Here is a 21835-nt window from a genome sequence, read left to right on the forward strand (position 1 = left end):
AATCTTTAGTGTGGATGTGACGGCTTGAAAACTCGTTCTAATTACTGGCTATTAATACCCTATATCCGCCCCCAATGGCTAAATATTGTTAAGGGGTTTATTGGCATTATCGGTTATGTTATGGCGACTTTAACCTTAATGACTCTAGCGAAAAGATTAGCTACTTTGTTTGATTCGGGTAATGTGGTGGCGATCGCACAATTATTGGGTGTTGTAACTGCTGTATTTCTGGTACGAGGCGTTTTTCAAGCAGTACAAGATATCTACATGGCGAAAGCTGCTTTAAGGGTCGCTTTTAATCTGCGCAAGCAAGTTTACGCACATTTACAAAAGCTAAATCTAAGTTACTTTGAAACAGCAAAGGCTGGCGATTTATCTTACCGTCTCACTGAAGATGTCGATCGCGTTGGGGAAGTAATACATAAAGTTTTTCACGATCTAATCCCCAGTTCTTTGCAGTTGGTTACAATTCCAATTTACATGATTTGGTTGAATTGGCAACTGACTCTAGCAATTCTAATAGTTGCACCAGTGATGGGAGCTTTAATTGGTTGGTTTGGCGAACGTCTGCAAAAGTTATCCCGTCGCAGTCAAAACCGGATTTCAGATTTATCAGCTATTCTCACAGAAGTGTTTAGTGGTATTCGGCTAATCCAAGCATTTGCAGCGGAAAACTATGAAATTAATAGATTTAGCCGGGAAGCGGAACGCAGTTTTCAAGCTAAATATTCCACCGAACGTCTCAAAGCGATCCAAATTCCCATCGCTGGATTTCTCGAAGCTGTAAGTGTCTTGTTAATAGTATTTATCGGCGCGTGGTTAATTGCGAGTAATAATTTGACGGTACCGGATTTTATTAGTTATTTGACAGGTGGTGCATTGTTGATTGACCCCATCGGTCACGTGACCAATAATTTCAATGAGTTTAAGCAGGGAGAAGCTTCTGTAGATCGGGTTTTTGAGTTACTAGAAATTGAACCAACAGTAGTAGATAAACCAAATGCTGTACCCCTTCCCCCAGTTGATGGCAAAGTAGAATATCGTCACGTATCCTTTGCTTATAAACCAGGCGAACCAGTCATCAATAATATTACTTTACTGGCAAAATCAGGGGAAGCGATCGCATTGGTGGGTTCTTCTGGTGCGGGTAAAACCACCTTTGTTAACTTACTACCAAGGTTTTACGATCCCCAACAAGGTCAAATCTTAGTTGATGGGGTTGATATTCGCGATGTGTTATTACATAGTTTGCGGCGACAGATTGGAATAGTTCCCCAAGAAACCATTATGTTTTCTGGAACAATCGCTGAAAATATCGCCTTTGGACAAACTGAATTTGATATGAAAGCTGTGGAATCAGCAGCAAAAATCGCCAACGCTCATCGATTTATCAGTCAATTACCCGATGGTTATTATACAGTGGTTGGCGAACGTGGGGTTAATTTATCTGGCGGACAGAGACAAAGAATTGCGATCGCCCGTGCAGTTTTGCTTAACCCGAGAATTTTGATCTTGGATGAAGCGACATCTGCATTAGACTCAGAGTCGGAAGCGTTAGTACAAGAAGCACTAGAAAGACTAATGGAAGGAAGAACAGTCTTTATTATTGCTCACCGCTTGAGTACCGTCAGAAGATGCGATCGTATTTTGGTTTTCGAGAAAGGAAAGATTGTCGAATCCGGAACTCACGAAGAGTTATTAGCTTTGGAATGTCGTTACGCTAAATTTTATGCTCAACAATTTAAGAATTGATTTTGGGGATGGGTAATGAATGGGTAATGGGTAATTGGTAAGGGGTAATTGGTCACTCCTGACTTCTTACTCCTTACTTCTTCAATTGCTCCTAAAGCTTTAAGATTATTTATTTGTGCTTCCGTCAAACCTTTGGTATGAACAACATCCCTATAATGTCGCTTTTCTGATATGAAAAGATACAATTCTTGCTAGACAGTAGTTTTAGTCTGAAGCAATGAATCGTATCCATAGTGTTAATTAATATTCCAATCTTAGTTTAATGTTTGAGCATGACCTTCAATTTCTTGTTTTCGGAAATTGAAAATATAGATTAAACAAACATACACCGGTGTACTGCTTAGTGTTTCCTCGCTAAGCTTTCTTCGTTTTACGTTGAGAAACCACCATACCTGCAACAGTTACTAAACCTAACATGACAGAGGGTTCTGGTACTGAGGTGGGAGGTACACCAGCGAGTGTAACTTCGTAATTACCATTGTGGGATCTACCATCAAATTTTTCGGTTAACCCAGACTTACTAGCATTAAAACTGTAGAGATAATCAGTTACACCTCTATAACTTACTTTTACAATTTCACTTGCTTGTATTGGTGCATTAGTGCTGCGAAATCTATTTACCATATTCCGTTCATCTTCACCCAAACCAGCCAGTAAAAAATCGGTGGCATCAAAGTGACCTGCTAATCCAATGCGAATTAAACCAGTACTGTCATCTTGGTTAACATAGGAAATATTTGGATCGCTGAAGCGTTGGAATCCTCCTTGATCGGCAAACATGTTTAAGGCTTGCGAGTATTGGTCTCGAAACATGCTATCAAGTAAAATTCCAAACCCGTTTGCTTGCAAGGCATCATTAAACCAACGTTGAGCAAATATCATACCACTAGCATCTCTACTTACCCAATCATCAATTGTTATGCTGCTTAATTTAATATCTTGACCGCCAATTTTACCTTCTAAAGTAGTATTCTTTCTCCACTCATTCACATTAAATTCAGCTTTTTCGCTACTAGCTCTTAGCTCTACATTACCTGTAGGATCTGTTGCATTACCACCTAAAACTTTTTGAAGGTTTTCTGGAGTTTTGTCGGTAGTAAATGTATTGGTAGCATCAGAATCATATACATAATAATCATTCGCTGCGGAGCCACCGATAGTAGCGTTAGTTAAACTACCTGCAAGTGCTGGAGCAGTAAACATTCCACCCATACCAGCAGCAATTGATGTAGCGAGTAACATTTTTTTAACAGCACTTTTCATCTTCCGGTCTCCTCAGAATTTTGATTGTTCGATTTAAAATTTTCTAAACTTGAAATTTTTTCCACTTAAATTTTTCTAAGATTTGTTCTGAAAAAAAACTTTGATTCTTATGAATACAATTTTTTTTTTGGTCTTATCTGATGTTTGTTATCCAAACACAAGTTTAGAAAATAAGGAGACTATATTGGGTGAAGGATTAATGGTTAGTTAATAAATAAAAGTTAAAAAAATAACTAAAACATTCCTTAACAATTACGTTTTTTTACTTATACATAGAATAAGTAGAGATAAATGTTACTTACCATTATGTCAGCAAAGATATCCCACTTTGCAAAGCAGATTCAAATTCCATAGAATTACGTACGATATTAATATTTTTTGGTTTTTCTGGATTGCTAACTAGTGGTTGCAATGAAAGTTCGTACCATGCAACATCACGCCAAGCACCATTTTTGTACCCAACTCTGTGATAAGTTCCAATTGGTTTAAATCCCATTTTTTCATGGAGTCGAGCACTACCTGGATTGGGGAGAGTCATGCCAGCATAGGCGTTAAAATAACCCTGAAGGACTAAAATTTTAAATAACGAAGTATACAAAGCTTGTCCAATACCAGAACGACGTTCTGTATCGCGAATATAAACGCTGACCTCAACAGACCACTGATAAGCTGCTCGTTGTCTATGAAGTCCTGCATAAACGTAACCTAATACTTGACCGTTTTGTTCGCAAACTAGCCATGGTAACTGTTGTAAAACAGAGTTAATGCGAGATATCATTTCATCTTGGCTAGGTGGTTCAACTTCAAAAGATACCACTGATGATGAATCGTTACAGAAAGGGGCGTAAATATCTAAAATTTGCACAGCATCACTTCCTGTAGCAAGCCTAATAATTGAAGACACCGCAAAATAATCCTTTATCTGGTAGCCAATCTCATTAGTTCGGTTAGTTCTGATAAGTTACGGAGACGGGACATGTCGCGTCTCTACAAGTTATTCATAGTTAATTGTTCAGCAACTTAACTTCCATTACCCCATTTTTCCACTGCTTTTCGCAATACCCCATCAGGTAAGTTTTCCAAATTAAAAGATTCACCTTTATTGAATCGCTCCAAAGCTGCAAAAAATGCTTTGACCCCGGATGCAGGACCATCGGGATGATCCATAATTCCAGTACCTGCATTCAAGATGACATCTTGACCATAATCGCTTATGGCTTTGGGGACAATACCTGGATGAATACCTGCTGAAGGAACGGGAAAAACATTGCGATCGCACAAAATATCTCTAATTTTGGCTTCTTCTAACTTATCAAAAGGTAAACTACCGTAATGTGCAGGATACAAGACAGCATCAGCACCACCATAAGCCATCAGAGTTCCAAGTACTACTGAATATGCCATACCATAATTAGGGGCTGCACACATCGCTCCTGCAAAGGCTGGATGTGTAAAAATAGGAACATTTATCTCTGCATCAGCAGCTAAGGCTTGTAACACTGAAAAGCCATAGGAAAGAACATTAACTAAAAGTGCATTTGCACCTTCACGAACTAATAAACGTGCTTTATCTAGTAACTTGTCAGCACTACCGGTGACATTAACTGCATATAGCACAGTACGTTCGGTTTCCTGCTTCATAGCATCAATAATTGGGCGACAAGCCTTCAAGCGTTCTAATGTTGGTGCGACATCCAAATCGCCGAGAATTTCATCATCTTTGATAATATCTAACCCTGCAAAAGCAACTTCCTTGAAAATCGCTCCATGGTCTTGAGCAGAAAGTCCCAATGCAGGTTTAAAAATCGCCATAATTAGGGGACGGTCAAACACGCCAAGTTTTTCTCGAATACCAGTAATCCCAAATTGTGGTCTTAAACCATATTCTTGTGGAAGACGCACTGCAATAACTTTTGCTGCTCCAGCCATGGAATACTTACCAAAAATCATCGTCACTAGGCTGGAAATATCATTTTCTACATTTTTTTCCGGAAAGCGAATCGTAGCGATACTTTGACCTGTTACTTCATCAGTTTTAACAGAGATAACCTCTCCCAAATGGGATTTTAAAGTTGCTTCGCGATCGCTAAAACGGGCATTCCAAGTACCTGCAGTTTGCCCGACGGCGATAATCTTAGCTTGTTTTTGGGCACCTACACCCGCAGGGAAACGATAATCAACTTCTATTGTCATTGCTAATGGGAATTGGTAATTGGTAATTGGTAGTCGTGATTAGTTATAAGTTTATAAGTTACTAATCCCCAGTCGCCAATCCCCAATCCCCAATCCCCAGTCGCCAATCCCAAATCGCCGACCTAAAGACTTTCTAAAAAATTTAAAAGGTCAGCCATTTCCTGAGGATTAGGCTGAAACTTTGGCATCGGAGGGGTTTCACCACTAACGACTTGTTGAATTAACCCAAAACGAGACTTACGTCTTGATACCCCTTGTAAGCTAGGACCAACGCTTCCATTTGCCTCTAAGCCATGACAACCAGCACAATTAATTTGAAAGATAGCGTGTCCTTGAACTGGATCGCCATCCAATGACAAAACTGTTTTGATATACGGATCGGAAGCCCGAGCCAAATTAACTGCAAAAACGACCAATAGGACTGCTAGCACAAGGGCTAGAGCCGTCAAAAAAATGCGCTGTATTAGAGCTTCGGGTTTAGCGATCTGATTATTCAACGGATTTGTTGCTATGGTCGAGGTTTGCCAGAAAATATTAATTTCATACACATAGCTTAAAAGTTCTTGATTTTGTCTGCAAGCGCGTGGAGGAATTTTATAGGTTTCTTTAAGAGCTGAAAATCTATCAATGAAGCCCTTATAACCCAATTTGGTAGAATCAGAATCGTGAATTAATTTGTTTACTAATCGCAACAAAGGAGTTGTCTGGTGGTTGAACCTTTACTCTGTGGAATTGTTCTTGGTTTAGTTTTCGTCACCCTTGGCGGACTATTTTACAAAGCATATGATCAATACAAGCGTGGCAACCAACTAGGTTTGTAAGTCATATCAGGACTAACTGGGGCGCAATTGCTTGCGCCCTTAATACTTCAAATAAGTGTTTTCCCTTCATATTTATTAAAAAATTTACTCATTTAGAATCTGGATATGACCTGTTTTGGCAGCTATGATATCTGTCGAGGTGGTAATTGGTAATTGGTAATTGGTAATTGGTAATTGGTAATTGGTAATTGCTAATCCCTAATCCCCATTCCTATAGAAAGTTAATCCCGTACTACCATAGGTTTTTTCACGGCAAATACTCCAGCCAGAGATTACAGGTGATGTCCAACCCTTGGAACTGTGTTCCACTGCAATTTCACCTTCCGATTCTAAAATTTGGTTGAGAGATATTTTTTCCAAGACAGGTTGGTATAAACCACTTGCATAGGGTGGATCAAAATAAATTCTGCTGAACTGCTGTCCTTTAAGTTTTTCTAATTGCGATAGTAGATCGCCCTGTAAAATTTCAAATTTTTGCTCGTCGTTAGCAAATTGCTGCCAGTTTTCTTTTATTACGCTGCAAGCACGGCGAGATTTTTCGATACCTACTACCAAACTCGCCCCTCGACATAAAGCTTCTGCACCCATAGAACCGGTTCCGGTGCACAAGTCCAACCAACTACAATCAGTAATTGTACCCTGCCAAATATTGAAAACTGCTTCTCTTACACGTGCAACCGTCGGTCTTGTTTCTTTACCCGGTAGCGTTTTCAGCTGACGATTACCGTAAATTCTCAGACTCATACTTTATATTTTTCGGACTCGGGACAATTTGCATCACAAACTTTGCCTCACTTCAACCCAATTACAGAAAAGTAAAGTTATCACAGACATAAAACTGTAATTATTTAAAGTGGGCGCAAATATCCCAATATTTTAATCTAAGTTGTCGAAAATAAATGTATTAAACCATAACTTTTTCTCTAACCTGAGATACAAAATTTGACAGAATTTGCAATCCAATATTAGAAGATTTTTCCGGATGGAACTGTACAGCCATTAAATTGTCTTTAGCAATTGCAGCTGTTACAGTTTGATTTCCGTGAGTAATATTAGCTGCAGAAATTTTTGGATCTATGGGGTCAACGTAAAAAGAATGAACAAAATAAACCCATGGTCTGGAAGGTAAATGCTCCCATAAAGTTGATTTTTGTTGGGTTATTTCGAGCTGATTCCAACCCATATGAGGAATTGTAATTCCTGCTTCTGGATGGAAACGTTTTACTTTTCCGGGAATAATTCCTAATCCCCGTTCAACACCTTCTTCACTAGATTCAAAGAGAATTTGCAATCCTAAACAAATACCTAAGAATGGTTTACCTGATGCAATAACTGATTTTATTGGACCTTCTAAACCTCGATTTCGCAAGTTTCGCATTGCGGGGTCAAAAGCTCCAACACCTGGTAAAACAACGGCATCTGCTCTTTCTAAATCCTTAGAATAATCTGTAATTTTTGGAATAGCTCCTGCTTTTTCTAATCCTTTACAGACTGAGTGCAAATTACCCATCTCGTAATCTACGATTGCAATTACAGCCATTTGCCTGCTCCCGATAAATTTATTATGGAGGGTATTTCTATTGTAAATAAAATTTTTTATGAAGAGAAGAATACTATTAACTTCTTTTGATATTTGGCTCCCAGATCAAAAATCAAATTCTGCAAATGATTTGTTGATTGCTCTCGAAAAAATTTACCCAACAGATGATTATTTAACTTTTGTAAAACAGATACCAGTTGATATTTATTTGGCTAGCGATCGGGTAATTAAAAAAATCCGTCAAATCCAGCCAGGTGCAATAATCTGTTGCGGTATGGCAGAAAAAAGAATTCAATTGAGTGTGGAATCAAATGCTAGTAGTACAGCTATATTATCTACAGAAAAGCATCAAAGAGTTCTTTATACAACAGTTGATTTAGAACTTTTAGTCAAGGGTATAGAAAATGTTCAGATTAGCCATGACTGCGGTAAATTTGTCTGTGAAGGACTTTATTATTCAGTCTTAGATTATTTGCAACAAAATCAAATCAAAATTCCTTGCATATTTGTTCACGTTCCGATTTTGACTGAAGAAAATACTTCATCTATCCTTAATCATTTTCTATTAATTATTGATAGACTGGCACTTTCATAAACTTATATGCGTCTTGATGGTGCAAAAAACATCTGGATATATGTTGCCATTCTTACTACATTTTTCAATTGCTTTTCCAATCGCTCAAGTTACTCCTTCTCCAGCACCAGTAGAATTTGTTCGACCGCAGGAAGTTCGATCTTTGTCAGGTAATCTTGATAATGTCCCTGTATTTAATAGCAATAGTCCAGAATTAGTTCTTAAAGAAGGGATTTTGCTTTCTACTTTTCCCCAAAAAAATAAAAAATCGCCAGAAGCACATTTGAATTTTCCCTTCCGGGGTCGATTTGATATATTTGCACATCATGTTGCGAAAGCTCAAACCCCAGAAGATTTACGGACACTACATATAGGTGTAATTCTGCATAATCCCAGCAAAGAACCTGTCAAGGTATATGTATTACATGCAGCCAGTTATCTCAGTCAACCCGATGCGCCATTTGTTGACCTACCAGCCCAAGAGAATAATCTTTTTGGTAAAGTACATGCTGGTCCAGGTAGTCGCGCTACCCATGACGTTCTCCGCAGCAAGCGACAGTCTATCTTACCTCCACAAATAACTATCCCACCTGGTGAAAGTAAAATGTTACTAAATTCACCAATTCCGGTAAAAGAATTCGACCCACCCATCAACGGTAGATCGACTTTAATGCGATTACGGAGCAATGGAACGGTATATGCAGCTAGTTTGGCAATGTTTGCACCGAATGATGCAAATGGTCAAGAACGCGCTCCAACCCTAACAGAATGGAAAAATTTACTTAACAATGGCGAGTTAGCTGGACCGCGAGATAAAAAACCCACTCCTCCAGACCAAACTAATAAATCGATAATTTATGGTCGCGTTGCAGGAGTTGCTCGGGGTTCTTCATGGAGAACTTTACTGCGAGATAGTCCCAAAGCAACTTATTTAACAATTCCTGATCGCGATCGCGCCATTTCTTACGGTATTAGTACCCTGGATCGCGGTACCCTTGGTACTGAACAGATTCAAAGCGCACCCATGCTAGTCCGCTATCCCGACACAGCATATCGCGCCCACGGTAACTATGGAATCCAATACAGCTTAAGTTTACCGCTTTACAATAATAGAAATAGCCAGAAAACTGTCAGTGTTTCCTTACAAACACCAATTAAAGAAGACAAGTTAAGTAAAAATGGATTGCGTTTTTTTACAGAACCAACCAAAAGAGTATTTTTCCGGGGAACAGTATTAGTCCGTTACACTGACGATAAAGGAATACCGCAGACACGTTACGTGCATTTGGTACAAAACCGAGGCGAACAAGGTAAACCTTTGGTAACCTTGAATATCAAGCCAAATGACACAAGATTGGTGCAGGTAGACTTTCTTTATCCTCCAGATGCAACCCCACCTCAGGTGTTGACTGTAAGAACTTTTTGATTTGAATATGGTGTGTTACAGTGCGGTTTAATGATTGGGAAAAAGAAACATATCTTTGAGCCGTAACGCACCACCAGATACATCGGGGTAAGGTTTCAATCACTTAGAAAAATGCGGGATAAACAAAAGCAAATGCTGTGGAACTTGGTATTTGCTTTCCATCTAGTTCTTCCACAATGACTGTTTCAAATTCCTTATCCCAACGAGCGCGGATTTGACGATCGTTAAAATCAACTAATTTGGTACCAACTTTTGCCATTTCTTGGTGATTAAACTGCAAACTTGCACCAGAAAATCGGTTATTAGGCTTTTTATTATCTGCTTCCCAAACATAGGTGACAATTGCTTTGGGAAGAAGCTTGCGAGAACCTTGATTGCGGACGGGGAATATAATTTGATTATCTGTGTAATAGGTACCGTAGGGATATCTTTGGTAATTGCGGTTATGTCCGGTCTTAGTAGAAAGAATTTTACTGTTGGGATATTTTTTTAACCAAGCACCAAGGGTTGTTTTAACAGTAGGAACTTTTGCTAAAGAAACATTAGCTCTAGGACCAAACACACCCAAAGCCCAAGGTTGAGCATAAAGAGTATCATCGGCGCGATCGTACATTATTAAACAACTGTGATAAAGCTTTCCTGAGACCCCAAAAGTTGAACCACCTCGTTGAAAAGCAACTATTGTGTCACATAAAGGACAATAGGAAACCGCTACATTGATACCCCCAACTGTATCATTAACTATTTCATGCCAATTCATAATTCCAAACGGATAAGCTTTGGCTTCTCCATTTACAACAACACCAATAACTGTTTCATCTGATTTGAAAAGTGTAGTTTTAGCTGTATCAAAACTGGGATTGTCAATACTGGGGATACCATCTTTACCTGGTCCCCCATCCAGTAAATCATCTAATTTTATTCGAGCATTTTCTAATGGATTTTTATTTTGTTTGCGCAGGTCATCAAGTTCTTTATTTTGGTCGTTAAAATATTTTGTCAGAAAAAAATAGCGGAGTTTAAAATTATCCCAACCACCAGCATGAGTAACTAATCCGCCAAATGCGATTGCGATCGTTAGCAGAACAGCAATAGCTAACCGGGTTAGTATTTTCATAGCTCGTATCCTCAAACTCCTACTAATTACTAGTAGATTTGATGAAGTTTAATGCAGCTTGAGAATCAGATAATAATTTGATGAGAGGGGATTGGGGATTGGGGATTGGCGATAGCCAGTCCCCAATCCCCATCAAATCTTCCTAATCCCTTGCTCCAAACCCCGACAAACTCCCGTAAGAAAATCTAAATCTAAAGTAGCAATAGTATCGCTGGGTTTATGATAATGGGGATTGCGCATAAGTGATGTATCCGTCACCATCATCGCTGGATAACCCGCATCCCAAAATGGTGCGTGGTCGCTACGTCGCGTATCAGGAACAACTTTACCTTTATTTGGTACTGTTAGCCATTCGCTAGGTGTCCCAGATTGGCGGATGTTACGGCACAGATGAATTAAATCTGGTATAGTTCGCAAATTACCAATTAAAGCAATAAAGTCCCCACGATTGGGATAAAAGCGTTCTAAAGGAGGAGGGTAAGATTGGGAATTAGGTCTAGAATCTCTGTAACCCAGCATTTCCAGAGAAATCATCAAACGTAATTTTTGTTTCTCTTGCTGCAACATTGCTGCATAGTCAGCAGCACCGGAAGTACTAATCAAACCATATTCTTCCATATCAAAAGCTATTAGCCGCAGGGGATATTTAATCGGTTCTTTTGCAAACATTCTGGCTAATTCTAAGAGAACAGCCACCCCCGTAGCATTATCATCAGCCCCTGGAGATCCTGGAACAGCATCATAATGAGCAGCAATTAAAATTGGTGGTAAATCTCTCTTTTTCTTTCTGGGTAAACCAGGTAAATTGAGGATGAGATTTTTGAATGTTTTACTTTTGAATGAAAAGGTGTGGATTTCCACACTTCCCCACTGACTAAATGAAGCGCGAATGTATTCCTGGACAAAAAAATGACCAGCCGACGCCATATATGGATCGCGCTCCCGTACTATTTCAGAGAGGTGAGTTGTTAGTTGCTCTTTTAAATTCACAAATTAATTGATAAAGAATACTCAATGACAGTGTATTTCTCAAGTGCAAGATACAATAAATCAAGCATTGGATCTAAAGAAATAAAATTTATAAGTAACATTAGGAGAAAAGTAACGCATGGGCAAAGTAGTCGGCATTGATTTGGGTACAACCAACTCAGTAGTTGCCGTCATGGAGGGAGGCAAGCCGGTGGTTATTGCCAATGCTGAAGGAATGCGAACCACACCCTCGGTGGTAGGCTTTAGTAAAGATGGCGAAAGAGTTGTGGGACAAATGGCGCGGCGACAAACCATCCTCAATCCCCAAAATACTTTTTTCGCAATTAAACGCTTTATGGGACGTAAGTATGGCGAACTTAGTCCGGAAACAAAGCGCGTACCTTATACCATCCGCAAAGATGAGTTTGGCAGTATAAAAATCAAATGTCCGCGTTTAAGTAAGGACTTTGCCCCGGAAGAAGTTTCCGCAATGATATTAAAGAAATTGGCGGAAGATGCTAGTACTTATTTGGGAGAAACTGTAACCGGCGCGGTGATTACAGTTCCAGCATACTTTAATGATTCTCAACGCCAAGCTACCCGAGATGCAGGTAGAATTGCTGGCTTAGAAGTGTTACGAATTCTTAACGAACCAACTTCCGCATCTTTAGCCTACGGTTTGGATAAGGCTGAAAATGAAACTATCTTGGTATTTGACTTAGGTGGCGGTACTTTTGATGTTTCTATTTTGGATGTAGGCGATGGTGTATTTGAAGTCAAAGCAACTAGCGGTGATACCCAGTTGGGGGGTAATGACTTTGATACGCGGATTGTAAATTGGTTAGCAGAACAATTTTTAGAAACTGAAGGTGTAGATTTAAGACGCGATCGCCAAGCTTTACAGCGTTTAATGGAAGCGGCAGAAAAAGCCAAAATTGAACTTTCGGCGGTTGGGGTCACTGATATCAATTTACCGTTTATTACCGCTACAGAAGATGGTCCAAAGCATTTAGAAACTCGGTTGACTCGGGCTCAATTTGAAGGAATGTGCGATGATTTGTTGGGAAGATTGCGCAACCCAGTGAAACGGGCATTACGAGACGCGGGATTGTCGCCACGAAGTATTGATGAAGTAGTATTGGTAGGTGGTTCTACCCGGATGCCGATGGTTAGACAATTGGTTCGAGCGATGATCGGCTTGGAACCCAACCAAAATGTCAATCCTGACGAAGTTGTAGCGGTAGGTGCAGCGGTGCAAGCAGGCATTCTCGCCGGAGAACTCAAAGATATATTATTACTGGACGTTACACCTCTATCCCTAGGATTAGAAACCATTGGCGGGGTGGCGAAAAAATTAATTCCTCGTAACACTACTATCCCAGTTCGCCGTTCCGATGTTTTCTCTACTTCAGAAAATAACCAAAATACCGTCGAAATTCATATTGTCCAAGGCGAACGGGAAATGGCTGCGGATAATAAATCCCTGGGAAGATTTAAGTTATACGGTATTCCACCAGCACCCAGAGGCATACCACAAATACAAGTATCTTTTGACATAGATGCAAATGGAATTTTACAGGTAACAGCTTTAGATCGGACTACCGGAAGAGAACAAAGTATTACAATTCAAGGCGCTTCCAACCTTAGTGAAGCTGAAATCCGCCAGATAATTCAAGAAGCTGAAAAATTTGCGGAAGTAGACAGACAGCGTAAAGAAAAAGTAGAAAAGCGCAATCGTGCTGAAGCATTAATATTGCAAGCCGAAAGACAATTACGGGAAGTCGCATTAGATTTAGGTATTAATTTTGCTCGCAATCGCCGCCAGCGCATAGATAATATTTGTCGAGAACTGCGGGAAAGTTTAGAAGCCCAAGATGAGCGGGGAATAGATCAGACATACGCTGATTTGCAAGATGCTTTATATGAATTAAGTCGAGAAGTTCGGGAATTCTTCCAAGAAGATGAAGAAGATGACCTGTTTGGTACAATTCGCGACATCTTTATTGGTGAGAAAGATGATGACGATCGCGATTTTTACAACGACAGAAGCTACAATCGAGATTACGACCGGGGTGGTTACAACCGGGGTGGTGGCTATGATATTGGTGGTGGCTATGACCGTGGTGGTTATGAACGTAGAGGTTATGAACGTGGTGGAGCTTACGAACGTGGTGCTAGCTACGACAGGGGTGGTGGCTATGACCGAGAACCCAACCCAAATTATAACCAAGGTTATAACCAAGGTTATGAGAAAGATTACAATCGGGGTCGTAACAACAACCAAGATTGGGAACAAGATGATAGGCGAGGATATGATAGCGATCGCGATCTAGGAACCTATAACCGAGAAAAAAGCAAAGACTATAACCAAGGATATAGTCGAAGTTATGATAAAGATCGAGATCTAGAAAGGGATAGCAGAGACAGCCGTTCTTATAAAGGAAAGCGAAGTTCTTCTCGTAACCCCCGCCCCAGCTACAGAGATAATTGGGATGACGATGATGATGACTGGTTCTAAGTTATACCGGTAACTATCTGTATGTAGGATTTTCAGCTTTATCTGTAGGAAATATCTGCAAATTCTTGAAATGTATGGATAGTTACTAAACGCTGAGCTTAGTAGGTATCATGTGCGGATTTTACCAACAGGAATTTGTAGTCATTCCTTAGTTACAAATCTCCTATCCACAAGAATAGAGAATAACAGGAATTAAAAATATTAATAAACAAAGGAATATTTATTGTCCAATAAAAAAAATTAGAATCTAAAATCTAACATCTGAAATCTAAAATCTAGAATCTCAACTTAAACAACTGGCTATGCAGAATTTGCAGAATTTCCGCGATTATTACGAAATTTTGGGAGTATCTAAAAATGCCTCTATTGAGGAGATTAAAAAGGTTTATCGTCGTTTGGCGAGACAGTACCACCCCGATTTAAATCCAGGTGATAAATCTGCTGAGGAAAAGTTTAAAGCTATCGGTGAAGCCTACGGAGTACTTTCTGACCCCGCAAAAAGATCTCAGTACGATGAATTTAGTCGCTTCTGGAAGCAAAAGAATTTTGGTAAGCAAGGTAAACGAGGTGACAGTCGCTCCGCTTCTAGCAACGGAAGTGGAGGTTTCGATCCCGGTCAACATCAAACATTCGAAAGTTTCATTAATCAAGTTATTGGTAGAAATAAAAATTCGAGTACAACAACAGGGAACTCAAGCAAAACCAAGACTACCGATCCATTTCGTTCTCCCCCCAGAACCAAATATGAGTACACTGTTAACCCTCGTACCAATCGTCGAGATATCGAAGCGAAGCTGACCATACCTTTAGAAAAAGCATACAAGGGTGGTTTGGAAAGAATTCGCTTAGAAGATGGACGTTCTCTAGAAGTAAAAATGCCTCCTGCAATGGTTACAGGTCAAACTATTCGCCTGCGCAATCAAGGAATTGGTGGTGGCGACCTGTATCTAAAAATCACCGTAGAGCCCCATCGAATGTTTAAAATGGAAGGTTTTAATATTTTTTGTCAGGTACCAGTTACTCCTTCTGAAGCGGTACTTGGGGGACAAGTCGAAGCACCAACTCTTGATGGATTAGTAAAAATGACTATCCCCCCTGGTGTTAGATCGGGTCAAAGATTGCGCCTTGCTAACAAAGGTTATCCTTATGAAAATGGTAAGCGTGGTGACCAATTAGTAGAAATTCAAATAGTTACTCCCAAACAAATTAGTGCTCGAGAACGAGAATTTTATGAGAAAATACGGCAAATTGAAACTTTCAAGCCCCGTAATGAACTGGGCTAAAATACTTCAGTTCCACAACAGAAAATTTACTTTCAAAAAATTTACTTTCAAATAAGTCCCAAACATATCTCAAAAGAAATTTTTGTATGGTAGGGGATATTATTCCAAGGTAACAAGGCAAATTGTTCAAAATAAATCATTCAAAAATTTCTCACTCAAAAAGTTGTTTAAAGTCTATTGAATTAGTAATTTTGTCAGCTTAAAAAAATTATTAGTTTAGAAATTTATCTATTTGTAAATTCATAAACTTAAAAACTTACATATATACTTAGATTGTTAACTTATGAGTACCCATACCAACGGGAAAATATAGTTTTACAATATTAAGAGCAGAGAAATCTACACAATAAGTGGAACCAGCTGTGAATCAAAACGGGATATCACAACAGAGCAAACCCAACTATTATTCTCTACTGGGATTGCATCCTGGAGCTTCAGTGATTCAAATCCGTCGTGCTTATCGGGAATTAAGCAAACGCTATCACCCCGACACAACTGATTTACCCACTGCTGTTGCAACCAAAAAATTTCAACAGATCAACGAAGCTTATGCAATTCTTAGCAATCCAGACCGACGATTTTCTTACGATTTAACTATAGGTTATTCCCGTTTTGGAGTAATTCAACCCCCCTCTGATTTAAATACCCCTGTTTCCCAATCATATGATTGGTCTAAATCTGCTTATTTAGATGCTTCAGATCGTCCCTTATCTCCCGGGGAACTTTTTGCATTATTTGTATTAGGAGTAACTTTCTTAGCCTGTTTGTTGCTAGCGATCGCAATTGGTTTAACTCGCGGCGATACTGCTTTAGAAACCCAAATTGGTCAAAAAATTATTCACCCAGAACAAATAATGGCTTCTAATTTCCTTAGTTATCAATGGGAAACAGTTAAACCTTTCACCTTTGAAACAGAATTAGGAGTAAGGAAATCAGGATCTGAAAGTAAAACTACATAGGAATTTTCTTGGTTTTTGAATTTCCCCTCCCTGCCAAAATTAGTGAAATAGCATGATAGTAAAAGTCAAGTAAGAAATAAAAAACATTAATATAAATTAAAAACTGAAAATTTGATGTTTTGAAAATATGATATTTTGATTTTCTTTTTATTCAAGTTAGGACTTACGCACCCGGCACATTTTTCTTATAGGGTGCGTGACACAAGCGAGTTAACCTGAACGTATTAATAAGGTTTTGAGTGTCACGCACCACCGGTGTATTGTGACAATTGCGTAAATTCTGCAAGTAAATATAGCGGTTTTCATTTGAATCAACGGCTATTAGATGTATCTTAAGTCGGCACAAAATAATATTCTTAACGTTGACACGTGAATTATTTAGACTTACTTATGGATCTTCCCGTTCCAGAAACTCCTTTGTATAACCATACCTTGCCCCAAATAGAACAGTGGTTAAAACAGCAAGGCTGTGAGCAAGATAAAACAGAGCTAGAGCATTGGCAATTAAAAAGACCAGCCTGGGAAGCAGAGCTTTGGCTGGATATAGAACAAATTATAGTGAAGTATATTCAAGCCGGAGAAAAGGGACAAGATATACAACGTTCATTTAAATATTCCCTATCTCGGCGAGATATAGAAGAAGCAGTGTTTTCTGGGCCGTAATCTGGGTATTAGCGATTGGGGATTGGCGACTGGGGACTAGAAAATAATATTTGAATTTTCATCCCAATCCCTAATCCCCACCATCAAATTTTCCCAAACCGTCTTTCTCGCTGTTGGTAAGCGGATAACGCACGGTGAAATTCATTACGGTCAAAATCTGGCCATAAAGTTTCAGTAATATATATTTCTGAATAAGCAATTTGCCAGAGAAGGAAGTTACTTATTCGCATTTCCCCACTAGTACGAATTAATAAATCTGGGTCACAACTACCAGCAGTGTAAAGATGACGTTCAAAAATTGCCTCATCAATTTCATTTGGTTGTAGTAAACCTTTTTGAACTCGATCTGCAATGCTACGACAGGCTTGGAGAATTTCTAACCTACCCCCATAATTAGTGGCAACATTAAACTGGATCGTTCGATTATTCCTAGTTGTTTCCATTGCGTGGGTTATTTCTTTTTGTAACCCCACTGGAAGTTCTTCTAAGTCCCCAACAAAACGAATTTGAACATCCTCCGCTAGCATTTCTTCTAGTTCTTGGCGTAAGACTCGTCCAAATAAGGTCATCAAAAATTCGACTTCTTCTTCGGGTCTTTTCCAATTTTCAGTAGAAAAAGCATAAGCTGTCAAAGCTTTTATTCCCCAATCTTTACAGGTACGGAGTAAATTTTTGAGTGCATCCACTCCCCTTTTGTGACCCATAATTCGGGGTAGCCCCCTTTTTTTTGCCCATCGACCATTACCATCGCAAATAACTGCAACGTGTCTGGGTAGTAATTCTCGTTTTAAGTCGACTGGCAAATATTGCTGTTCTGTTTGTTGTGTTGTCATTTTTTATCTCGAGAAGCAGTCGATGATAATCCGGGTAAGTGCGAAATCATTTTTAGTGCTTTGTTACGAATCCGACGCCCCAAACTGAACAAATCGGAAGCAACTGCTTCCCGATCCACGCTGGGGGATAATCGAGTCTCTAATGACTCTTTCAGCTTTGTGATCGTAAGTGGTCTATTAAGGGTTCCCCTTTCCGCTAAGGAAATAGAACCTGTCTCTTCTGATACAACAACACAAATGCAATTTTCGACTCGCTCAGTAATACCCATCGCTGCGCGATGGCGCGTTCCCAACTGGCGCGAGGCTGTGCGTCCCGAAAGCGGTAAAATTATACCCGAAGCCACTATCCGAGAACCACGTAGCAATGTCGCACCATCGTGTAAAAGAGTTTTTGGCTGAAATATGGTCTGGATCAGTTCTTTAGATACATTTGCATTTAATTTTACTCCAGGTACAGAAAAGTCCCGTTCGTCAATTTGTCCGGTGGTTTCGATAATCAACAAAGCACCAATACGATTTTTCGAGAGTTCTCTAACTGCATCGACAATTTCATCAATGACACTATCCGCTTTTGGGACTGCCAAATTAGAAGGTTGAAATAACTGGCGAAATTCGCCGCGTCCTAGTTGTTCCAAAAATCGGCGAAACTCTGATTGCAGAGCAACCGCCATTGCGACAGCACAGCCAATGACTAGCTTTTCTAGTACAAACTTTAACCTTGTGAACTCCGAATTATCAATCAGGGCTGAGACCAACATCAAGATGATAAATCCCCGCACCATCCAGAGTGTGCGACGCTCACTGATCAGAACTAATATCATGTAGGTGAGCGCCAGCACCAACAAAATATCCAGAGTGTCAAGCGGCAAAGACTTTGACCATTCTATATTTTTGAGCCATTGCGCCCACCAATCTCCCATGAAATCTGGATTTTACCTTCGGTCTTTTATCGTATAAGTAAATAGACACTAATCAATAGTCAAAATTCAAAATTCAAAGCACTTTTACTTTTAAATGTAAACTCTGCTTTGTTGCTCTATCTTAGTATGAATCTCGAAAATCCCAGATGTAGTAATAAAAAAGTCTGGGACAAGATTTCTCATTTGTGCAACAGAAAATGATCGTGCGACTAGAAAAAATGATTTAGTACAGGGTAGCATCCCAATATTTCCCTTGCCGGAACAATACTTATCTAATTGGTAATATTCCGTATGGGGAACATTCGGGATATGCTTTTGCCCTTTTCCGGAAAATTTAAGGTAAGACTTTGGAAATGTATTTAATTTAAGTAATACTATTGAGGGTTAGAAACACCCTGCACTCAAAGCCTAGAAATTTTGACTAAACACTGTTTAGTAACTAAGAAAGCTTTTCCGGTAAGCAATCTTGTCGAATTAAGTCTTGATAGGTTTCACGACGCAAAATTAAATTTGCTTCGCCCGATTCTACCAAAACTGCAGCCGAGCGAGGCAGACGGTTGTAGTTGGATGCCATGCTGTAGTTGTAAGCACCAGTACCCATAACTACGAGAATATCTCCTGGTTCTGTTTTTGGCAGTGTAGCATCTTTGATTAAAATATCCCCCGATTCGCAGTGTTTACCAGCAATTGTTACTGTTTCTGTAATTGGAGCAGACATTTTATTCGCAATTACAGCCCGATATACGGACTGGTAAGTAATCGGACGGGGATTATCCGACATTCCACCATCTACTGCAATATAGGTCCTAATTCCGGGAATTTTTTTTGAGGAGCCAACTGTATACGCTGTTACACACGTTGTACCAATAAGCGAACGTCCGGGTTCGCATAGTAATTTTGGTAAAGGTTGATTTTGAGTATTACAGACTTCTTCAATTGATTCACAGATTGGTTTTACCCATTCTTCAATGCTAGGTGGATCATCTGATTCTACATATGTTATTCCTAAACCTCCACCTAAGTTTAACTCAGTGATATTTAAACCTTTGGAATTGGCGTTTTGTAACCACTTAACCATTAATTGGGCTAAATCTCGGTGGGGTTGGCGTTCAAAAATTTGGGAACCAATGTGGGCGTGCAAGCCAACACAATTGAGAATAGATTTATGTTTGTTAATTTCCTCGAATAATTCGTCCAAGTGATTTGGGTCAAAACCAAATTTACTATCCAGTTGCCCAGTACGGATGTATTCATGGGTATGACAATCAATTCCAGGGGTCAGACGCAACATAATTCGAATTGGTACTGATGACTCAGAACTATTATTTTTCCCAAGTTCTACCAAAATGCTTAATTCATACCAGTTGTCTACCACAATGGTGCAACCAGATTCACTAGCATAAATTAGTTCTTCCCTGGACTTATTATTACTATGGAAATAAATTTTGTCGGGAGTAACCCCAGCAGTCAAAGCCGTGTATAGTTCGCCACCAGATGCAACATCTATCCCTAATCCTTCACTGGCTGCGATCGCACAAACTGCCAAACAATTCCAAGCTTTGGAAGCATACAATACTTGAGATTCACCCTTGTAATAATTCTGGAAACTATCACGATACTGGCGACAAGCAGTTCGCAAACTTTCTTCATCCAAAATATATAGTGGGGAACCAAACTGCTGTACTAGTGTAACTACATCACAACCGCCAATTTCTAAATGTCCTAAACTATTAGTTTTGGCAGTTAACGGCAATAATTGTTGATTTGGAGCAAGATTTTTGTTCTCAGTGTTTTTTGCAGGTAAATACTTGTTACCAGAATCTTGAACCCCCGTAGGGTGAGTCGATACCATAATTGTCAGGATTATCCTTGTTTAAAATGTGGACGCCGCTCGTCCATTTCCCGATTCTCAGTTTACCTTTAATGTTGAAAGGAGACACTCCTGTTGAGTTGCTCTTGAAAAGCAGATTCTCAGCGCGTCTCATTAATTCTCAAGTACGTTTCAAGTTTTGCCAACAGTGTGAAATCATTCAAGTTAGAAATTAAAATTCTTTCTAAAGAGCATTTAGATGCACTAGTAGAATTAGATCGTGTTTGTTTTAACGGTCTTTGGAGTCGAGAAGCTTATCTTAGAGAATTAGAAAGTTCGACTAGTAATCTACTAGGTTTATTTTCTCCTGTTTATCCCTTACAACTTTTGGGAGCGGGTTGTTTTTGGTCAATTTTAGAAGAAGCACACATAACAATCTTGGCTGTGCATCCCCAACATCACCATCAAGGTCTAGGACAAATCTTACTTTGTTCTCTACTTCAGAAAGCTTACAAGCAGGGTTTAGAGAGAGCCACATTGGAAGTACGAGCTTCCAACCAAGCAGCAATTTCTCTATATCAAAAATTTGGTTTTAAAACTGCAGGACGACGACGACGATATTACATCGATAACGGAGAAGATGCTTTAATCCTTTGGTTGGGGAATTTGAAACATACCCAATTCCAAAAAACTTTGGATGCTTGGCAAAAACTTTTTAGCGAACGCCTCAAAAAGTCTAACTGGGAAATCCTCCTTGATAAGTAGTTTCACCTATAAGTAACACAATTTTGGCTCATAAGTTTTTTGCCTGACACAAACTTTATCAAAACTGTCATCTACCTGCAAAATAAGCTTAAAGTTATTTTTTCTTATTCAGATCGGATATAGTATAAATAATTAAAATTAAGTATTTTTGGTCATAGACTAAATTTTCATAACATGGTATGGAAAATATGGTAAATTTAACATGTTAATTGCAACTAAATCTCAAAATCACTGGTTTATAGCTAGCAGTTAACCAAAAACGTAACGTTCGAGTTGATTTTAGTCACATACTGAGTACAAAATAATCACATAAACATAGTGATTATACAGAGAAGAAAAGTGGATAATAATGTGACGTCTTTATCTTTCTACAGACATTGAAAATATTAGCCTGTGCTAAAATCAGCGTACCGGCACGACGCAGGTAAT

Annotated in this window: 20 protein-coding genes; 9 read left to right on the forward strand and 11 right to left on the reverse strand. The window is 39.2% G+C overall.

What is annotated here, in order from left to right; genetic code table 11:
- The first annotated feature begins 24 nt into the window (after window positions 1-24).
- Window positions 25-1752: an ABC transporter ATP-binding protein gene (locus tag QNJ50_RS02110; protein WP_300631505.1), complete on the forward strand. Its 1728-nt coding sequence runs from the start codon at window positions 25-27 to the stop codon at window positions 1750-1752.
- 354 nt (window positions 1753-2106) lie between these two features.
- On the opposite strand, the gene QNJ50_RS02115 is transcribed toward QNJ50_RS02110, so the two are convergent.
- The 4 genes from QNJ50_RS02115 to QNJ50_RS02130 all read right to left on the reverse strand — a co-directional run bounded on the left by QNJ50_RS02115 (window position 2107) and on the right by QNJ50_RS02130 (window position 5705).
- Window positions 2107-3015 carry an NF038130 family PEP-CTERM protein gene (locus QNJ50_RS02115; protein WP_300631507.1) on the reverse strand — a complete coding sequence of 303 codons (909 nt, stop codon included), beginning with the start codon at window positions 3013-3015 and terminating at the stop codon, window positions 2107-2109.
- 304 nt (window positions 3016-3319) lie between these two features.
- Window positions 3320-3919, reverse strand: coding sequence for a GNAT family N-acetyltransferase (locus QNJ50_RS02120; RefSeq protein ID WP_300631509.1), 600 nt, complete (start codon window positions 3917-3919; stop codon window positions 3320-3322).
- Between the two features lie 116 nt (window positions 3920-4035).
- Complete coding sequence (locus tag QNJ50_RS02125; RefSeq protein WP_300631511.1) at window positions 4036-5208, reverse strand: RuBisCO large subunit C-terminal-like domain-containing protein; 1173 nt, start codon at window positions 5206-5208, stop codon at window positions 4036-4038.
- A 122-nt stretch (window positions 5209-5330) separates the two neighbouring features.
- Entirely contained in the window at window positions 5331-5705 is a 375-nt protein-coding gene (locus QNJ50_RS02130) for a cytochrome c (RefSeq protein WP_300631578.1), read from the reverse strand.
- Window positions 5706-5915: 210 nt separating this feature from the next.
- Here QNJ50_RS02130 and petG point away from each other — a divergent pair, with 210 nt between their 5' ends.
- On the forward strand, window positions 5916-6029 hold the full coding sequence (petG, locus tag QNJ50_RS02135) for a cytochrome b6-f complex subunit V (RefSeq protein ID WP_300631513.1): 114 nt from the start codon (window positions 5916-5918) through the stop codon (window positions 6027-6029).
- A 198-nt stretch (window positions 6030-6227) separates the two neighbouring features.
- On the opposite strand, the gene rsmD is transcribed toward petG, so the two are convergent.
- Together rsmD and hisH are read right to left on the reverse strand one after the other, a co-directional pair.
- Window positions 6228-6773 carry a 16S rRNA (guanine(966)-N(2))-methyltransferase RsmD gene (gene rsmD, locus QNJ50_RS02140; RefSeq protein WP_300631515.1) on the reverse strand — a complete coding sequence of 182 codons (546 nt, stop codon included), beginning with the start codon at window positions 6771-6773 and terminating at the stop codon, window positions 6228-6230.
- A 160-nt stretch (window positions 6774-6933) separates the two neighbouring features.
- Window positions 6934-7569: an imidazole glycerol phosphate synthase subunit HisH gene (hisH, locus tag QNJ50_RS02145; protein ID WP_300631517.1), complete on the reverse strand. Its 636-nt coding sequence runs from the start codon at window positions 7567-7569 to the stop codon at window positions 6934-6936.
- 58 nt (window positions 7570-7627) lie between these two features.
- Here hisH and QNJ50_RS02150 point away from each other — a divergent pair, with 58 nt between their 5' ends.
- Window positions 7628-8164 (forward strand): peptidase C15, encoded by a 537-nt coding sequence (locus QNJ50_RS02150; protein WP_300631519.1) that lies wholly within the window; start codon window positions 7628-7630, stop codon window positions 8162-8164.
- 40 nt (window positions 8165-8204) lie between these two features.
- Entirely contained in the window at window positions 8205-9569 is a 1365-nt protein-coding gene (locus tag QNJ50_RS02155; RefSeq protein WP_300631580.1) for a DUF3370 domain-containing protein, read from the forward strand.
- A gap of 103 nt (window positions 9570-9672) precedes the next feature.
- On the opposite strand, the gene QNJ50_RS02160 is transcribed toward QNJ50_RS02155, so the two are convergent.
- On the reverse strand, window positions 9673-10686 hold the full coding sequence (locus tag QNJ50_RS02160; protein ID WP_300631521.1) for a DUF3179 domain-containing protein: 1014 nt from the start codon (window positions 10684-10686) through the stop codon (window positions 9673-9675).
- 132 nt (window positions 10687-10818) lie between these two features.
- Window positions 10819-11676 (reverse strand): M28 family peptidase, encoded by an 858-nt coding sequence (locus tag QNJ50_RS02165; protein ID WP_300631523.1) that lies wholly within the window; start codon window positions 11674-11676, stop codon window positions 10819-10821.
- Between the two features lie 118 nt (window positions 11677-11794).
- Here QNJ50_RS02165 and dnaK point away from each other — a divergent pair, with 118 nt between their 5' ends.
- From dnaK to QNJ50_RS02185, 4 genes are all read left to right on the forward strand, one after another.
- The gene (gene dnaK, locus QNJ50_RS02170) at window positions 11795-14173 is read left to right on the forward strand and encodes a molecular chaperone DnaK (RefSeq protein ID WP_300631524.1); all 2379 of its coding nucleotides are present in this window, start codon (window positions 11795-11797) and stop codon (window positions 14171-14173) included.
- 302 nt (window positions 14174-14475) lie between these two features.
- Entirely contained in the window at window positions 14476-15456 is a 981-nt protein-coding gene (locus tag QNJ50_RS02175) for a J domain-containing protein (protein ID WP_300631526.1), read from the forward strand.
- A 377-nt stretch (window positions 15457-15833) separates the two neighbouring features.
- Window positions 15834-16415 (forward strand): J domain-containing protein, encoded by a 582-nt coding sequence (locus tag QNJ50_RS02180; RefSeq protein WP_300631582.1) that lies wholly within the window; start codon window positions 15834-15836, stop codon window positions 16413-16415.
- 390 nt (window positions 16416-16805) lie between these two features.
- Window positions 16806-17078, forward strand: a complete 273-nt coding sequence (locus QNJ50_RS02185) for a DUF3143 domain-containing protein (RefSeq protein WP_300631528.1) — start codon at window positions 16806-16808, stop codon at window positions 17076-17078.
- Between the two features lie 83 nt (window positions 17079-17161).
- Here the strand turns inward: QNJ50_RS02185 and QNJ50_RS02190 are convergent, their stop codons facing one another.
- The 3 genes from QNJ50_RS02190 to lysA form a co-directional block, all read right to left on the reverse strand.
- A complete protein-coding gene (locus QNJ50_RS02190; RefSeq protein ID WP_300631530.1) occupies window positions 17162-17911 on the reverse strand; it encodes an isoprenyl transferase in 750 nt (249 codons plus the stop codon).
- Entirely contained in the window at window positions 17908-18831 is a 924-nt protein-coding gene (cdaA, locus tag QNJ50_RS02195) for a diadenylate cyclase CdaA (RefSeq protein ID WP_300631532.1), read from the reverse strand. Before cdaA ends, QNJ50_RS02190 begins: the two co-directional genes overlap by 4 nt.
- 439 nt (window positions 18832-19270) lie before the next feature.
- Entirely contained in the window at window positions 19271-20683 is a 1413-nt protein-coding gene (gene lysA, locus QNJ50_RS02200) for a diaminopimelate decarboxylase (protein WP_300631534.1), read from the reverse strand.
- A 168-nt stretch (window positions 20684-20851) separates the two neighbouring features.
- On the opposite strand from lysA, the gene rimI reads away from it, so the two are divergent.
- On the forward strand, window positions 20852-21406 hold the full coding sequence (rimI, locus tag QNJ50_RS02205; RefSeq protein WP_300631536.1) for a ribosomal protein S18-alanine N-acetyltransferase: 555 nt from the start codon (window positions 20852-20854) through the stop codon (window positions 21404-21406).
- The last annotated feature ends 429 nt before the right edge of the window (window positions 21407-21835 follow it).

Origin of the sequence: Mastigocoleus sp. MO_188.B34 (assembly GCF_030065675.1) — a bacterium.
Classification (GTDB): domain Bacteria; phylum Cyanobacteriota; class Cyanobacteriia; order Cyanobacteriales; family Nostocaceae; genus Mastigocoleus.

Excerpts from the sequence above, each read along its gene's own strand:
- QNJ50_RS02115 (WP_300631507.1), bottom strand. The coding sequence starts at position 3,015 with ATGAAAAGTGCTGTTAAAAAAATGTTACTCGCTACATCAATTGCTGCT.
- QNJ50_RS02125 (WP_300631511.1), bottom strand. The coding sequence starts at position 5,208 with ATGACAATAGAAGTTGATTATCGTTTCCCTGCGGGTGTAGGTGCCCAA.
- rsmD (WP_300631515.1), bottom strand. The coding sequence starts at position 6,773 with ATGAGTCTGAGAATTTACGGTAATCGTCAGCTGAAAACGCTACCGGGT.
- hisH (WP_300631517.1), bottom strand. The coding sequence starts at position 7,569 with ATGGCTGTAATTGCAATCGTAGATTACGAGATGGGTAATTTGCACTCA.
- QNJ50_RS02150 (WP_300631519.1), top strand. The coding sequence starts at position 7,628 with ATGAAGAGAAGAATACTATTAACTTCTTTTGATATTTGGCTCCCAGAT.
- QNJ50_RS02155 (WP_300631580.1), top strand. The coding sequence starts at position 8,205 with ATGTTGCCATTCTTACTACATTTTTCAATTGCTTTTCCAATCGCTCAA.
- QNJ50_RS02160 (WP_300631521.1), bottom strand. The coding sequence starts at position 10,686 with ATGAAAATACTAACCCGGTTAGCTATTGCTGTTCTGCTAACGATCGCA.
- dnaK (WP_300631524.1), top strand. The coding sequence starts at position 11,795 with ATGGGCAAAGTAGTCGGCATTGATTTGGGTACAACCAACTCAGTAGTT.
- QNJ50_RS02175 (WP_300631526.1), top strand. The coding sequence starts at position 14,476 with ATGCAGAATTTGCAGAATTTCCGCGATTATTACGAAATTTTGGGAGTA.
- QNJ50_RS02185 (WP_300631528.1), top strand. The coding sequence starts at position 16,806 with ATGGATCTTCCCGTTCCAGAAACTCCTTTGTATAACCATACCTTGCCC.
- QNJ50_RS02190 (WP_300631530.1), bottom strand. The coding sequence starts at position 17,911 with ATGACAACACAACAAACAGAACAGCAATATTTGCCAGTCGACTTAAAA.
- cdaA (WP_300631532.1), bottom strand. The coding sequence starts at position 18,831 with ATGGGAGATTGGTGGGCGCAATGGCTCAAAAATATAGAATGGTCAAAG.
- lysA (WP_300631534.1), bottom strand. The coding sequence starts at position 20,683 with ATGGTATCGACTCACCCTACGGGGGTTCAAGATTCTGGTAACAAGTAT.